Below are 12,686 nucleotides of genomic sequence, written 5' to 3' on the forward strand. Positions count from 1 at the left end.
CTAAACGGATCCGGCTTGATCCCTGAGTTCGACCAGCAGGCGAGCCCCGCCGAGCGGACTGTCGTGGAATGTCGTGCGTCCGCCGTGCAGGGCCGCCTGCTGCGCCACCAATGCCAGGCCCAAGCCGGAGCCCGTCTTGCCTGCCGTCGACCCGCGGGTGAACCTTTCGAAGACGCTCGAGCGTTCCTCGGCCGGTATTCCGCAACCGTTGTCGTCGATCGTGATCGTGACTGTGTCCGGTGAATCGACCGGGCGCGCGAGGGTGATGCGCACGGTGCTCGCGCCGCCGTGGCGGACGGCATTGGTGATCGCGTTGTCGAGGATCAACCGGATTCCGCCGGGAAGAGCCCGGATGCAATAGGGGAGTGGGGAATCCACGGTGACGACGCTGACGTCGAGGCCGCGATGATGTCGGCGTGCGTCGTCGGCAGCGATGTCGCAGACTTCGGTCAGATCCGTGTCCTTGAAATCCTCGGCAGTCGAGAGTTCACCCTTCGCCAGTCGCTCGAGGTCTCGCAGAGTTGATTCGACGCGGCCCTGCGCGCGGGCTAGATCTGTGAGGATCTCGCGTCTTTGTTCGTGATCGAGGTCGTGAATGGACAACACCTCGATGTCGGTTCGCATCGCCGTCAACGGAGTTCGGAGTTCGTGCGCCGAGGCGGAAGCGAAGTCTCGCGCGGCGGCAAGGGCCGAGTTGGTCGCGGCCTGTGCCCGGGCGACATCGCTGAGCATCGATTCTGCTGCTGCGGCAAGCTCGTCCGCTTCACGGATGCCGGAAATTTCGGTGGCGAGATCGGGATCGCGTCGGGCGATCCGGCGGGTCAGTTCCACGAGTGGGCGCACCGCCGGACCGCCGAACAACCACCCGAGAGCTGCAGCGGCCCCAACGGCACCGACGCCGAAGAAAGCGACCTGGCGTTGTTGGTCGACGGTGATGTCCCGCGCTTCGGCGTAGGGAACTGCCAGTGAGACAAGGGCGTTGATGCCGTCGGCCTCGGCGGTGTATGCCCGGTACTTGGTGCCGTCCACATCGACGGTGGCCGAGCCGACCGGGAGTTCGGGCAGACGGGTCGGGGTGCTGGATTTGACGGTTCCGTCGGTGTCGGAGCGGATGGTCACCGAAAACGCGCCGCCATCTCCGAATGCTCCCAGGAACGGTCCGGCAGTGGCGGCGTTGGCCACGATCACTGTCGACGCCGTCTCTAGTCGACGGTCCAGCTGGGACAGGTTGTTTCGAGCGATGGCCAACGCAACGACTACACCGAGAGCGATGACGATGAACGTCGCCCCCAGTGCCGCGGCTGCGGCAACGCGGGTTCGAAGTGAGAAGCGGCGACGCTTCACGGGTTCTCCCGAAGCACGAACCCGACGCCGCGGACGGTATGGAGAAGGCGAGGTGAACCGCCGGATTCGAACTTGCGACGCAGGTAGCCGATGAACACGTCCACGACGTTCGTGTCGGCGACGAAGTCGTAGCCCCACACCAGTTCGAGGAGGCGTTCGCGAGTGAGCACGATGCCGGAGTTGTGAGCGAGTACTTCGAGGAGTTCGAATTCGCGTTTGGTGAGCGGTACTTCCTTGCCGTCGACACGAACTCTGCGGCCGGAGAGGTCGATGTCTAGGTTGCCGACGCGCAGGGTGTTCGTTCCCTCGGTGTGATCGCCGGCAGGGGTGTTGCTGCGTCGGAGCATCGCGCGGATCCGGGCAACCAGTTCGGCGAGGACAAAAGGCTTGACCATGTAGTCGTCTGCACCGGATTCGAGCCCGGCGATGCGATCGTCGACCGAGTTGCGTGCGCTGAGTACGCAGATCGGGATTTCGTTGCCGGCGGCTCGAAGCGCCGTCACCACTCCGGTGCCGTCGAGCACCGGCATGTTGATGTCGAGGACGACCGCGTCCGGTCGCTTGTCGGAGATCACTCGGAGCGCGTCGGCGCCGTCCACTGCCGTCAGTACGGTGAATCCCGAGAGCCGCAATCCGCGTTCGAGCGAGGTGAGGACGTCTGCGTCGTCGTCGACTACGAGGATTTTCGGTATCTCGGTCACAGCCCCATTGTGCCTTGCCTGGTACGTCGTGTTTCGCCGATCAGACCGGCAAGTCGGTACCGTCCGGACGCAGACCGGCCATGAACACCGCGACCAATCGAGGGACCAGGTTCGGCATGGCCTCATCGGACAACTCGATTTGCGGGCGTGTCAGTTTGGCCAGAGCCATGACGAATTCGAGCGGTTGTAGATCGGCGCGAACCAGTCCGGCGCTCTGAGCGGCGCCGATTGTCGCGGTCATCTTCGCTTTCGTCACCTCACGCACGGCCAGAACTTCGGGGGCCAACTCGGTGAAACTGCGTTCCACCAGTGCGGGAATGAGTGCACCCAGTCGCAGTTCCACGAGTCGGTCCACCAACGTGTGCCACGCGCTTGTCGGATCGGTGGGCATGGCCGCAAGCGCGATGTCGGCGGCCTCTCGGACGTCGGTCAGCGTTGCGACGGCGACGGCGGTCACCAGGTCCTCGCGCGTCGGAAAGTTCCGATACAGCGTGGCTATGCCCACTTTCGCGAGTTCCGCGACGGCGTCGAGGGGCGCATCGTGCCCGCGCTCGGTGAACACCGCTCGGGCGGCGTCGACTATTGCGTTCCTGCGTTCGCGTGCATCGGCTCGCACATTCACCTCCGGTATTGACAGTTCATCATAACTGGAGGAATATCTTCCACAAAGAGTGGAGGAAAACCTTCCACTTAGGGAAGGTAGTGATGAACCTCGAAGCCGAAGCACGGGACCGTAAGAAGCTGGTGGCCGTGGTGTTGGGCCTGTCTGCTGTGATCGGGCTGATGTTGCTCGCCTTCGTGTTGCCGTCGGTGAACAGTGGCCCGCACGAACTGAAGTTGGGTATATCCGGTCCGGCTCAGGCGACCACTCAGATCAGTGCCTCGATCGAGGCGAGCAAGCCGGGTGCCTTCGACACCCAGGACTTCGCCGACGCCGACGCGCTTCGTGACGCGATTCGCAATCGAGACGTGGTCGGCGGAATCGTTGTCGATGCGACCGGTCCTCACGTGCTGATCGCCACCGCGGGCGGTACCCCGATCGCGCAAACCCTGACCGGAGTGGCCAGTGGACTCTCGGATGCGTCGGGAACGGAGGTTCCCGTCGAAGACGTGGTGCCGTTGACGGCGGACGACCCGACCGGTGCGGGGCTCACGGCGCTGGCCTTGCCGCTGGTGTTCGGTGGAATCATGCCCGCTGTTGTTCTCGTGCAGCTGTTTCCGCGCAGCATTGCCAAGCGAGTGCTGGGCGCCGTCGGCGTCGCGGTTGTCGCAGGTTTTGCCCTGACTGCCATTCTGCAGTTCGGCACGAACAGCCTTGACGGAAACTACCTGCTCACCGCCCTCGCACTCACCATGGGCATTTCGGCTATCTCGCTTCCCATTCTGGGACTGGAATCCCTGCTCGGGATGAAGGGATTCGCGTTGGGAGCCGTCACGATGATGTTCGTGGGCAATCCGCTCTCGGGGATGGCGACAACTGCGGCGTGGTTGCCCGCGGGTTGGGGTGCATTGGGGCAACTGCTCCCGCCTGGTGCCGCAGGGGCATCCGTCCGATCGATGGCTTTCTTCGACGGCCAGGGTGCCGCCGCACCACTTCTGGTGCTGGTGTGCTGGATCGCCGTCGGGATCGCACTGTGCGTGGTTGCCGGTCGGAAGAAGGCGTCGACACCGGTGGTCGAACCGGAGGCAGCGCTGGTCTAGCCGGTGTGGGTTGCGTACGGGGTCAGGTCGGGAAGCGGCCAGACCCCGTCAACGCGTTCCACAGCCAGTTCGGCGACCACAGTGTCCTCGTCCATCGGTAGAGGTCGGAGAATTCGGGGCTTTCCGGCCTCCCATTCGACGTCGATGCCCGCGGAGGTCAGCGCGTCCTCGTCGATGACGGCGACGATCAGTGGCAATGTGAGGTCGCGGAACACCAGATCGAGCACCGAAGTGAGTGCGTCCGGGGTGGTTGCGCGAATGAATCCCGCTTCGTCGTAACTGATTCCGCGCGTCGAGACCTCGTACTCACCGAAGCGCTTGCACGCTTCCCAGTCGTCGGCGATGGCGACGTGGACGAGTCGTTGTCCGGTCATGCAGTGCTCCTGTAGTGTTCGAAATAATGAAACGTCAACGTAGCATTAATTTACTGGCACGGTAACAGGAGACTTGATGGAGCAACCGCGCAGACGTGGGAGAACCAGTGACGCCGAGCGCGCCGATCGACGCAACGAGATTCTCGACGTCGCGGTCGACTCGTTTCGGGAAGTCGGGTTCGCTCGAACAACGATCGACGCGATTGCCACGGCGGCCGGCGTCGCAAAGCGCACCGTGTACAGCTATTTCGGCGACAAGTCCGCGGTCTTTGCAGCTGCGGTTGCGCGTCAGCACGCGTACGTCGACAATGCCGGCGAGGGCCAGTCCGACCTGCTGGCCGCCGCCGTGGACATCGTCATCGCCTTGCACAGTGAAAACTCGATTGCGCTGCACCGCATGATGATCGGCGAGGCACTGCAGTTCCCTGAGCTGGCTGCCGCGTTCTACGAATCCGGACCGGCCAAGTCGATTGCCTTCCTGGAGAAAATCTTGCTCGATCAGCACGGACAGAAGGCTGCGCTGAGTGCGGATCAGTTGTACACATTGCTACTCGGTGAGGAACACCGGCGGCGACTGCTCGGGCTGGCCCCAGAGCCGACACCCGAGAGAGCTGCGCAACTTGCTGCTCGTGCGACGGGGTGCGTTCTGGGATCTGATCGGTAGGCTCGACGGGGTGAACAACTCTGTGGTCTGGTTTCGACGCGATCTGCGGGTAGGTGACCTTCCCACCCTGAGCGCGGCGTCGGATGGCGGCGGGCAGGCATTGGGATTATTTGTTCTCGACGAGAAACTGCTCGGACCGGCAGGCTCACCCCGCCAGGATCAACTGTTCGCCAACTTGGCGGCCCTCGATAATCAGCTCGACGGAAAATTGATGGTTGTTCGAGGTGATCCGGTGGACGTGGTGCCCCGCGTGGCGGAATCCGTTGGTGCCGAAGAAGTTCACATCAGTGCAGACTACGGACCATACGGCCGACGCCGTGACGCTGCAGTGGCGGAGAAGGTGGAGTTGATCGCCACCGGTTCTCCGTACGCCGTCGCGCCCGGACGCGTCACCAAGGCCGACGGCGATCCGTACAAGGTGTTCACACCGTACTTCCGTCAGTGGATGGAACACGGTTGGCGAGGTCCCGCGTCGACCGATGCACAGACGGTCGCTTGGTTCGATCCGAGCGAGAAGGACGGCGGCCCGCGCCGGGTGAACATTCCCGTGCCGTCTCGCGAGGTCAGCCAATTCGTGGGTGAGGCCGGTGCGCTCGAGCAGTGGAAAGAATACTGCGAGAACGATCTTGACCGGTACGACGACGAACGAAATCGACCGGACCTCGACACCACGAGCCGGATGTCGATCCCGCTCAAGTACGGCACGATCCATCCGCGAACCATGTTGGCAGACCTTTCCAAGCGGCTCGGCGACGGCGCTCAGGCTTACCGTCGCCAGCTGGCTTGGCGAGACTTCTACGCAGACATCCTGTTTCAACGACCGGACAGCGCACGGAAGAACTACGACAACAAGTTCGACCGCTTACGTCACGACGGCGGAGTCGACGCGGACGCTGCCTTCACTGCCTGGTGTGAGGGCAAGACCGGCTTCCCGATCGTCGATGCGGGCATGCGGCAACTCGCCGCCGAGAACTGGATGCACAATCGGGTGCGAATGATCGTCGCGTCATTCCTGGTGAAGGACCTGCACATTCCGTGGTGGCGCGGCGCACGGTACTTCATGTCGCAACTGGTGGACGGTGACTTGGCGTCCAATCAGCACGGGTGGCAGTGGACTGCGGGGTCGGGCACGGATGCCTCGCCGTTCTTTCGGGTCTTCAACCCGATCACTCAGGGGGAGAAGTTCGATCCCGACGGCACATACGTCCGTCGGTGGGTCCCCGAACTTCGCGATGTTCCAGGCAAAGCGGTCCACTCACTGAAAGCGATGCGGCCGGTCGACTATCCGGACCCGATCGTCGACCATGCGCATGAGCGTGAGGAAGCCCTCCGCCGGTACGGCGAGATCAAAGGCTGAGTGCTCAGTGATCGGCGGGCGCCACGCGGAGGCGGTTTCCGTCCAGATCTGAAATGACGAATGTCAGACCGAAGACATCTTCGTTGGGTTCTTCGACAACCTCGACGCCCTTGGCCACCCACTCGTCGTAGATCGCCCGAATTTCGTTGCTCCCGCCGTCGACCAATATGCCGACTTCGAAATTTCGTGGTGTCGCGGGATCGAGGTCGCGTGACTTGCCGCTCCACAGTGCAAGGACCACACCGCCGCCCAGGTCGAAGGTCATGTACCGAGGGCTGAGTACCTCAGGCTTCGCGTCGAACAATTCGCCGTAAAACGCTGCTGCGGAGGCTGCATCGCTGACGTAGATCAGAAACTGATTGGGTAGTCGCACTGTGGTTTTCCCTCTCCCGTTGATATTCGGACCACCGGCAACGAGGCGTGTACCTTCTCGTGCGGGGCCGCGTTCAACAATCCCCTCACGCCGGACGAATGTCCAAGAACGAGTGCGTCTGAGAGGCAGATGGATTTCTTATGACGACGCCGCACCGAGGTGGTAGCCGACGCTCAGGTTCGGGTAGTAGCCGTCGATGTAGCTCGAGATGAAGTAGTGATCAGGGTCGGTTGTGCGAGTTCCGTCGGTGTCGAACTGCGGATAATCGTTGGCCATGAAGACGGCTTGTCCGCCGCCGGGAGTGGAGTAGACGACGTCGACCGTCAGGCCTCGCGGGTCCTGGTTGTATGCCGTGACGATCTCGGTCTCGTGGGGCGCGAGCGACTGGCGTGGGCTCTGCATCCACTGTCCGTAGGGATTGTCGGCGCCTACGAGATGAATTGTCTGTTCGGTGTCGTTGCTGATCGTCATCGTGATGGTATTGCCGGTTGCCGGAAGAGTTCCGGCGCTGGCGATTCCGCTCAACCCCAAAGTGAGGGCACCAGCGGCCAGGGCCGTGATTGCGGCAACTACGTAGCGTGGGTTCGTCATCGTCGGTGTCCTTTGTCCGGGTGAGCGTTCGGTTGGCTCTCTCGAAGACAACTATGTCGGAGCAGATCGATGCCGTATGTCCACTACCCGGACCGTACGAAGGAGGAACTGTGTGTCCACCGATCGGGGGACATCTACTCCGACACTGGGACAGCTTTGGCCTTTCGCTCGCCGGTGACCAGCAGTCCGATCAGTGCGACGGCCGCGAGAACCATGACGAGTGCGCCGTAGCCACGCGTCGTATCCACCAACCCCACCTTGCCGACCAGGTAGCCGGCCAGCAATGCCGGAAGGCTGTTGGCCAGATAGGCGATGACGTAGACGGTGGACAACAATCCCGCGCGTTCGTGGTTCTCGGCCAGCGGCATGACTGTGAGGATGGTTCCCTGGAATCCTGCTCCGAAGCCGATACCTGCCACAGCCGTACCAACCAGAATCAATACTGCAGAGGACGTTTCAGCACCGATGAGCGTGATGGCCACCCCGAGCACCAGGGCGGTGGTCCCGATCAGCATCACGGTTCGCCCGCCGAGTTTGCGGAAGGTGAGTACCGCTGCAGCTCCGAATCCCGTCAGTGTTGCGACCATGATGGCGCCGATGAGTGAGCTGTGAACGTCAAGTGCGTTGCGCGCCAGCGCCGGTCCGAGTGAGAGGTAGAAACCGCCCAGTGCCCAGACCGCGATCAGGCACGGTGCGGTGAGCGCAATCATCGTTCGGGCTTCGCGAGGAACGGCAAGGGTGGGGCGTAGCGACTGCCAGGCTCCGGGTCGTCCGCCCGATGTCTCGGGAGCGGCCCAAACCCCGAGGATTTCGAAAACGACCAGTACGAGAAGAACCAGGTAGACAGTGCTGGTGGGCCGGGGGAGGTGCTCGCTGATGAGACTCGAACCCACGGCGCCGACGGCAAGTCCTACTGTCGGAGCGACGCTGTTGATGATCGATCCGCGGCCGGGAGTGCGTTCGAGGTCGATCAACGCCGAGCCCAGAGCGCTGATTGCAGCGCCGGTGGCAACACCTTGTACGACGCGGGCGATCAGCAGAATGGTCAGACCGTCGGCCGAGGCGAACAGTGCAAGCGAGATCGCCTCGAGGACGAGTGCTCCGAGCAGGACCGGGCGCCTGCCGATGTGATCGGACAGGGAACCGGCGGTCAAGAGTGTGGCGAGCAATGCGAGAGCGTAGATGCCGAACACGAGCGTCGACGCGAGCGAGGAGAATCCCCACAACTGTTGATAGTGCTCGTACAACGGTGTCGGGGTCGCGGAGGCGCCCAGGAACGTAGCGATTATGACGGCGATGAGTGTGAAAGCGGCGCCTCGCCCCAAGCGTGGGCGTGAAGTGCTCTCGGTCGGTGGTGAAACGGTCGTTGTCATTGTCGTAGCGCTTCCCGTGCGGGTGGTGAAGACTTCAAACGCAAATACTTTGCGTTTGGGACGCTACGCCTGGCCGTAGCCTAATGCAACATCTTTGCGTTAGTATTGGATTCATGAGTCCGTCCGCAGGTCCGCGCCCCGGTGGCCGCAGTGCGCGTATCCAACAGACCGTGCACGCGTCGGCGCGCAAGTTGCTGGAACAGCGTGATCGAGCCGAGATCACGGTGCCGATGATCGCGACCGATGCGGGAGTGACCCCGTCGACCATCTATCGGCGATGGGGCGACATCAACGAAGTTTTTGCCGATGTCTCGATCGAGAGATTGCGACCGGACGCCGACCCGCGTGAAACGGGTTCGCTCCGAGGAGATCTGACGGTCTGGGCGCAGGACTATCTCGAGGAGATGTCTGCGCCCGTCGGTCGTGCTTCGCTGCGAGATGTGTTGATGAGCGACGATCAGACGCACGCACCGGACGGTACGAAGAAGTTCAAGTGCGCCTTCTTCTGTCGGACGCAGATCGATGTGATCCTCGCGCGTTGGCCGGAAGCTGCTGGTGTGGATGGTGATTCGGTGGTGGACCACGTGGTGGCACCGATCGTCTACCGAATCCTGTTCGACCTCGATCCGGTCGCGCCGCAGAGAGTTGCGGAATTGGTGGATCAGACTCTTGCCCTCTCGGCGCGGGTGGTTATCGAGTGACCTGCGGCTGATCGCTGCCTAGTCGGGCGTGGACGTGCATGTCGTGCCAGCCGTCGGCGTGCCTCGCGGAGCTTCGTCGAACACCTTCTTCGCTGAACCCTGCTTTGGCGGCGACTCGGCATGACGGGGGGTTGTGGATCGAGTGCTGGAGTTCGAGTCGGTGAAACCCTGCTTCGCGGAATGCCCACTCGGACAGTGCGACTACAGCCTGGGTGCACAGTCCACGGCCGCGCGCCGCTGGGGTCATCCAATACGCGAGCTCGGCAGTGCCGTCCCACAAATTCACCCCCTTTACTGCGATTCGGCCGAGGAGTTCATCGGTCTCGGGAGCGGCGATCGCCCAATGGCATTCGGATTCGCGTGCCCACCCGTCTCGCCACGCGGTGAGCCAATCCCGCGCCTCGTCGATCGTGTCCGCACGGCGGACGTGCCAACGCTGAATCGACGGATCCCGAAACGCTTCCATCACGGCCGGTGCATCGTCGGGGGTCCACGGCCGGAGAATCGCGGAAGTCCCCACGCGTATCGAGGGTTGGTCCATTCCCCGGAGATATCCAGTGGCGATAACGGGCGTGGTCAACTTGGGCATGTGAAGCATCATCGCCTACCCGTCCGATGGCAGGCAATGGCGTGAGCTTCCTGTCTTTATCGCTGCCACTCTGCGTTCAGTCGGCGCGCAGATTCCAGGGTTGCGATCGCCTCTTCGGTGTCAACTCGCGCGAGGACCAGTGCACTTACCGTGCAGGAGAGAAGGATTCGAGTGCGATCCGAGAGCGTGGCGTCTGTCTCGGCCGGAAATGCGGCATGTAATCCACTGTTGATCGCGTCGGCGAGTTCTTGCCGGTAGGCGCGGATCACGGCTGCCGCCGCGTCGTCGTGCGCGCCGAGTCCGGCAGCAGTATTGAGAAGTAGGCAACCTCGCCGCGGTGAGTCGGCGGTCATGGTGCCGATCGCTTGTTCCAGCGAGGAAAGGTAGTCGTCGACGGCGTCCGGTCCCGGATTCGTAGTGAGATTGCGCAGACGTGGACGGATGACATGTTCGAGGTACAGCTGCACTGCGGCGTCGAACAATCCGCGTTTGTTGGTGAACGAGTTGTAGAGACTTGATCGGCTCAGTCCCGTCGCGGATTCCAGGTCGCCGAGCGATGCGCCTTCGTACCCATGTGCCCAGAACACGTCCAAAGCGGCAGCGACCACGGCTGTCGTGTCGAATTCTTGTGATCTGCCCATCAATGCCTCGCTCTTTCTGTATCGTTCGGTCCAATATATATTGGACCAAACGATACAGAATTTACTCGAAGCAACAGGAGCTCACCGATGAACGTCGCCGGCTACATTTTCGCGGGACTTGCTGCAGCAGTGCACGTGTACATTTTTGTCCTCGAATCGATTCTCTGGACGGCTCCGAAGACCCGCGCAACATTCGGCGTCAAGTCAGAGGAAGAGGCGATCACTACGCAGTCGCTTGCCTTCAACCAGGGCTTTTACAACCTCTTCCTGGCAATCGTGTCCGTGATCGGCATCGTGATTGCGGCGACCGGCTCGGCGTCGGTCGGAATCGCCCTCGTACTGGCAGGCACGGGATCGATGGTTGCCGCGGGGTTGGTGTTGGTTCTCTCGTCTCCCGACAAGGCCCGCGCAGCCGTCGTGCAGATGCTTTTCCCAGCCATTGCCGTCGTTCTGCTGGTGATTCACCTGCTCTGAGTTCGGCCTTACCCGCCGCCGAGCACCAGTGATTCGATCAGGGCAAAAGCGCCGTTGAGTGCTCCGCAGTCGAATGCTTCGGCCAGGGCGTAGCCGATGACGACGTCGTCGTTGCTCGCAGTGCTCGACCAGACTGCGTCGGTCTGTCTGGGGTCGGATTCCTCGTTCTTGGAGAACAGCGCGATGCGAACCCCGTCCCGGGTGAAGGCGCTGTTCGCGTCGTCGACGGGCGCGAAGGTCAGTGTCACGCCCTCGACGAGAGCCGAGACCGAATACGAGCGCCGGGACAGAAACCCTTTGCCGACAGTGAGTTCGACCTCGTCGCCACCGAGAGTGAAGAACAGGTCGGCGGCAGCCCGCGTTCCGATGGGTGTGCCTTCGCGGAGCGGGGCGTCGACTCGGCGCGTCAACAGAGCGCGCGATTCGCCGTTTCGGACGTCCACGACCCCGGTGTCGACGTCGAAGGAGATCTCGACTTTTCCGTGAATCGGGTCCATCGCGGCGTAATTGACCGTCACTGTGCCTACCCCCTGTAAGTGTGAACTCGGGTCCATAATACGTGGTGGGAGCGTTGTCCAGTATGCCCGAATCCGAAAAAATACTGCCGAATGACGCGCGTTTGCGGCCAAATGCTTCTACTCTGGGTCTTGGGTTTGTTGCGCATCCCACAAAGGTTTTTCCCACGCCAGACGAGGAGCGCCTATGAGGTTGTCGACTACTTGTTCTGTTGCTACGAAGGCTTGATCAAGCCGGAATTGCCTCTGCCGGATGGTGCTCGAGACCCATCCGGCAGAGGCAATTCTGTGCCTGTCGAGCAGGGCAATTCTGTGCCGGTCGAGCAGGGCAATTCTGTCCCTGGTCAGGCCTTTAGCCGCCGGCGAATTTTTCGGAGGTTCCGAGATCGATCGGTAGGGCGATCCCGGTGATCCCGCGTCCGGCCGGCCCCACCAGGTAGAACACCGCATCCGCAATCACTTCGGGGTCGACCCATGGATGGGGCAGTAGATTCAGCTTCGACATGATCGGAGCGGTGTCCGCGAGGACGGGATTCTCCAAGTCTGGACGGAACGCGCGAACCATCGGTTCGTTGTCGATCATCGTGGTTCGTACATTGCCCGGGTGCACGGAGTTGACTCGAATGTCCGCCCAGCCGAGTTCGTTGGCCAGGGACTTCGCCAAACCGCGAACGGCGTGCTTGGACGCGGAATAGTGTGCGATACCCGGCACGCCGCGAAGGCCGGCCATCGAACTGATCAACACGATCGACCCTCCCCGATTGCCGTTCATGATGTGCGGAATCGACACCTTGGTCGTCAACCAGACGCCGGTGACGTTGATGTCCATCAGCTCGCGGAACTCTTCGGCGCTCAGATCCCAGGACAGTTTTGCCGACGCCGCGATTCCTGCGTTGGCAATCACGATGTCCAGCCGGCCGAGCTCCTCGACTCCGGCGTCGACCGCCGATTTCAGGGCATCGAGGTCCCGAGTGTCCGCTACGGACGCGACGATGCGCCTGCCCTGAGCTTCGACCAGTGCGACGGTCTGGGCGAGGTCGGCCTCGGTGGCCATGTCGTACCCCGCCGTTGCGACCGGCGCGCAGAGATCCACCGCGATGATGTCCGCGCCCTCGGACGCGAGCTTGACGGCATGCGCGCGCCCTTGACCACGCGCCGCTCCGGTGATGAATGCGACCTGACCGTCCAAATTGCCCATCGAACTTCCCCTGCCCGTGTGAAGCGCCAAAACTGGAACGTGTTCATACTGCTATGTCCGGAGCCGGGCAGGCGGGGGAATTCGCGAAAT

16 protein-coding genes are annotated in these 12,686 nt (G+C 62.4%); 5 read left to right on the forward strand and 11 right to left on the reverse strand.

Annotation, left to right across the window (positions count from 1 at the left end):
• Genes ACFT1A_RS06340 through ACFT1A_RS06350 form a run of 3 tightly spaced genes read right to left on the reverse strand, consistent with a single transcriptional unit; the run spans position 1 to position 2,661 of the window.
• Entirely contained in the window at positions 1-1,344 is a 1,344-nt protein-coding gene (locus tag ACFT1A_RS06340) for a sensor histidine kinase (protein WP_378446272.1), read from the reverse strand.
• On the reverse strand, positions 1,341-2,045 hold the full coding sequence (locus ACFT1A_RS06345) for a response regulator transcription factor (protein WP_378446273.1): 705 nt from the start codon (positions 2,043-2,045) through the stop codon (positions 1,341-1,343). Before ACFT1A_RS06345 ends, ACFT1A_RS06340 begins: the two co-directional genes overlap by 4 nt.
• A gap of 40 nt (positions 2,046-2,085) precedes the next feature.
• Positions 2,086-2,661 (reverse strand): TetR/AcrR family transcriptional regulator, encoded by a 576-nt coding sequence (locus ACFT1A_RS06350; RefSeq protein ID WP_378446274.1) that lies wholly within the window; start codon positions 2,659-2,661, stop codon positions 2,086-2,088.
• A gap of 89 nt (positions 2,662-2,750) precedes the next feature.
• Between ACFT1A_RS06350 and ACFT1A_RS06355 the strand changes: the two genes are divergently transcribed.
• Positions 2,751-3,746 carry an ABC transporter permease gene (locus ACFT1A_RS06355; protein WP_378446275.1) on the forward strand — a complete coding sequence of 332 codons (996 nt, stop codon included), beginning with the start codon at positions 2,751-2,753 and terminating at the stop codon, positions 3,744-3,746.
• Here the strand turns inward: ACFT1A_RS06355 and ACFT1A_RS06360 are convergent.
• Positions 3,743-4,120, reverse strand: a complete 378-nt coding sequence (locus tag ACFT1A_RS06360; protein WP_378446276.1) for a DUF952 domain-containing protein — start codon at positions 4,118-4,120, stop codon at positions 3,743-3,745. The two genes, ACFT1A_RS06355 and ACFT1A_RS06360, sit on opposite strands and share 4 nt — an antisense overlap.
• 76 nt (positions 4,121-4,196) lie before the next feature.
• Between ACFT1A_RS06360 and ACFT1A_RS06365 the strand changes: the two genes are divergently transcribed.
• Both ACFT1A_RS06365 and ACFT1A_RS06370 read left to right on the forward strand, forming a co-directional pair.
• Positions 4,197-4,784 carry a TetR/AcrR family transcriptional regulator gene (locus ACFT1A_RS06365; RefSeq protein WP_378446277.1) on the forward strand — a complete coding sequence of 196 codons (588 nt, stop codon included), beginning with the start codon at positions 4,197-4,199 and terminating at the stop codon, positions 4,782-4,784.
• Positions 4,785-4,794: 10 nt separating this feature from the next.
• A complete protein-coding gene (locus ACFT1A_RS06370; RefSeq protein ID WP_378446278.1) occupies positions 4,795-6,141 on the forward strand; it encodes a cryptochrome/photolyase family protein in 1,347 nt (448 codons plus the stop codon).
• Between the two features lie 4 nt (positions 6,142-6,145).
• On the opposite strand, the gene ACFT1A_RS06375 is transcribed toward ACFT1A_RS06370, so the two are convergent.
• The 3 genes from ACFT1A_RS06375 to ACFT1A_RS06385 all read right to left on the reverse strand — a co-directional run bounded on the left by ACFT1A_RS06375 (position 6,146) and on the right by ACFT1A_RS06385 (position 8,478).
• A complete protein-coding gene (locus ACFT1A_RS06375) occupies positions 6,146-6,514 on the reverse strand; it encodes a VOC family protein (protein WP_020970460.1) in 369 nt (122 codons plus the stop codon).
• Between the two features lie 138 nt (positions 6,515-6,652).
• Positions 6,653-7,105, reverse strand: coding sequence for a hypothetical protein (locus tag ACFT1A_RS06380; protein ID WP_378446279.1), 453 nt, complete (start codon positions 7,103-7,105; stop codon positions 6,653-6,655).
• Positions 7,106-7,239: 134 nt separating this feature from the next.
• The gene (locus tag ACFT1A_RS06385) at positions 7,240-8,478 is read right to left on the reverse strand and encodes an MFS transporter (RefSeq protein WP_378446280.1); all 1,239 of its coding nucleotides are present in this window, start codon (positions 8,476-8,478) and stop codon (positions 7,240-7,242) included.
• A gap of 113 nt (positions 8,479-8,591) precedes the next feature.
• Between ACFT1A_RS06385 and ACFT1A_RS06390 the strand changes: the two genes are divergently transcribed.
• The gene (locus ACFT1A_RS06390) at positions 8,592-9,179 is read left to right on the forward strand and encodes a TetR/AcrR family transcriptional regulator (protein ID WP_378446281.1); all 588 of its coding nucleotides are present in this window, start codon (positions 8,592-8,594) and stop codon (positions 9,177-9,179) included.
• Here ACFT1A_RS06390 and ACFT1A_RS06395 read toward each other — a convergent pair.
• Positions 9,169-9,768 (reverse strand): GNAT family N-acetyltransferase, encoded by a 600-nt coding sequence (locus ACFT1A_RS06395; RefSeq protein ID WP_378446282.1) that lies wholly within the window; start codon positions 9,766-9,768, stop codon positions 9,169-9,171. The genes ACFT1A_RS06390 and ACFT1A_RS06395 overlap by 11 nt on opposite strands.
• Before the next feature lie 56 nt (positions 9,769-9,824).
• Positions 9,825-10,409, reverse strand: coding sequence for a TetR/AcrR family transcriptional regulator (locus tag ACFT1A_RS06400; RefSeq protein WP_378446283.1), 585 nt, complete (start codon positions 10,407-10,409; stop codon positions 9,825-9,827).
• Between the two features lie 87 nt (positions 10,410-10,496).
• Here ACFT1A_RS06400 and ACFT1A_RS06405 point away from each other — a divergent pair, with 87 nt between their 5' ends.
• Entirely contained in the window at positions 10,497-10,883 is a 387-nt protein-coding gene (locus tag ACFT1A_RS06405; protein ID WP_378446284.1) for a DUF1304 domain-containing protein, read from the forward strand.
• An 8-nt stretch (positions 10,884-10,891) separates the two neighbouring features.
• Here the strand turns inward: ACFT1A_RS06405 and ACFT1A_RS06410 are convergent, their stop codons facing one another.
• Both ACFT1A_RS06410 and ACFT1A_RS06415 read right to left on the reverse strand, forming a co-directional pair.
• Positions 10,892-11,401 (reverse strand): hypothetical protein, encoded by a 510-nt coding sequence (locus tag ACFT1A_RS06410; protein WP_378446285.1) that lies wholly within the window; start codon positions 11,399-11,401, stop codon positions 10,892-10,894.
• 349 nt (positions 11,402-11,750) lie between these two features.
• Positions 11,751-12,596 carry a mycofactocin-coupled SDR family oxidoreductase gene (locus tag ACFT1A_RS06415; RefSeq protein ID WP_317828775.1) on the reverse strand — a complete coding sequence of 282 codons (846 nt, stop codon included), beginning with the start codon at positions 12,594-12,596 and terminating at the stop codon, positions 11,751-11,753.
• Between the last annotated feature and the right edge of the window lie 90 nt (positions 12,597-12,686).

Origin of the sequence: Rhodococcus sp. NPDC057135 (genome assembly GCF_042670865.1) — a bacterium.
Lineage (GTDB): Bacteria > Actinomycetota > Actinomycetes > Mycobacteriales > Mycobacteriaceae > Rhodococcus_F.

What these genes read in the sequence shown, in the direction of transcription:
- ACFT1A_RS06355 (WP_378446275.1), top strand. Translation starts at nt 2,751, where the DNA reads ATGAACCTCGAAGCCGAAGCACGGGACCGTAAGAAGCTGGTGGCCGTG.
- ACFT1A_RS06360 (WP_378446276.1), bottom strand. Translation starts at nt 4,120, where the DNA reads ATGACCGGACAACGACTCGTCCACGTCGCCATCGCCGACGACTGGGAA.
- ACFT1A_RS06365 (WP_378446277.1), top strand. Translation starts at nt 4,197, where the DNA reads ATGGAGCAACCGCGCAGACGTGGGAGAACCAGTGACGCCGAGCGCGCC.
- ACFT1A_RS06380 (WP_378446279.1), bottom strand. Translation starts at nt 7,105, where the DNA reads ATGACGAACCCACGCTACGTAGTTGCCGCAATCACGGCCCTGGCCGCT.
- ACFT1A_RS06385 (WP_378446280.1), bottom strand. Translation starts at nt 8,478, where the DNA reads ATGACAACGACCGTTTCACCACCGACCGAGAGCACTTCACGCCCACGC.
- ACFT1A_RS06390 (WP_378446281.1), top strand. Translation starts at nt 8,592, where the DNA reads ATGAGTCCGTCCGCAGGTCCGCGCCCCGGTGGCCGCAGTGCGCGTATC.
- ACFT1A_RS06395 (WP_378446282.1), bottom strand. Translation starts at nt 9,768, where the DNA reads ATGCCCAAGTTGACCACGCCCGTTATCGCCACTGGATATCTCCGGGGA.
- ACFT1A_RS06400 (WP_378446283.1), bottom strand. Translation starts at nt 10,409, where the DNA reads ATGGGCAGATCACAAGAATTCGACACGACAGCCGTGGTCGCTGCCGCT.
- ACFT1A_RS06405 (WP_378446284.1), top strand. Translation starts at nt 10,497, where the DNA reads ATGAACGTCGCCGGCTACATTTTCGCGGGACTTGCTGCAGCAGTGCAC.
- ACFT1A_RS06415 (WP_317828775.1), bottom strand. Translation starts at nt 12,596, where the DNA reads ATGGGCAATTTGGACGGTCAGGTCGCATTCATCACCGGAGCGGCGCGT.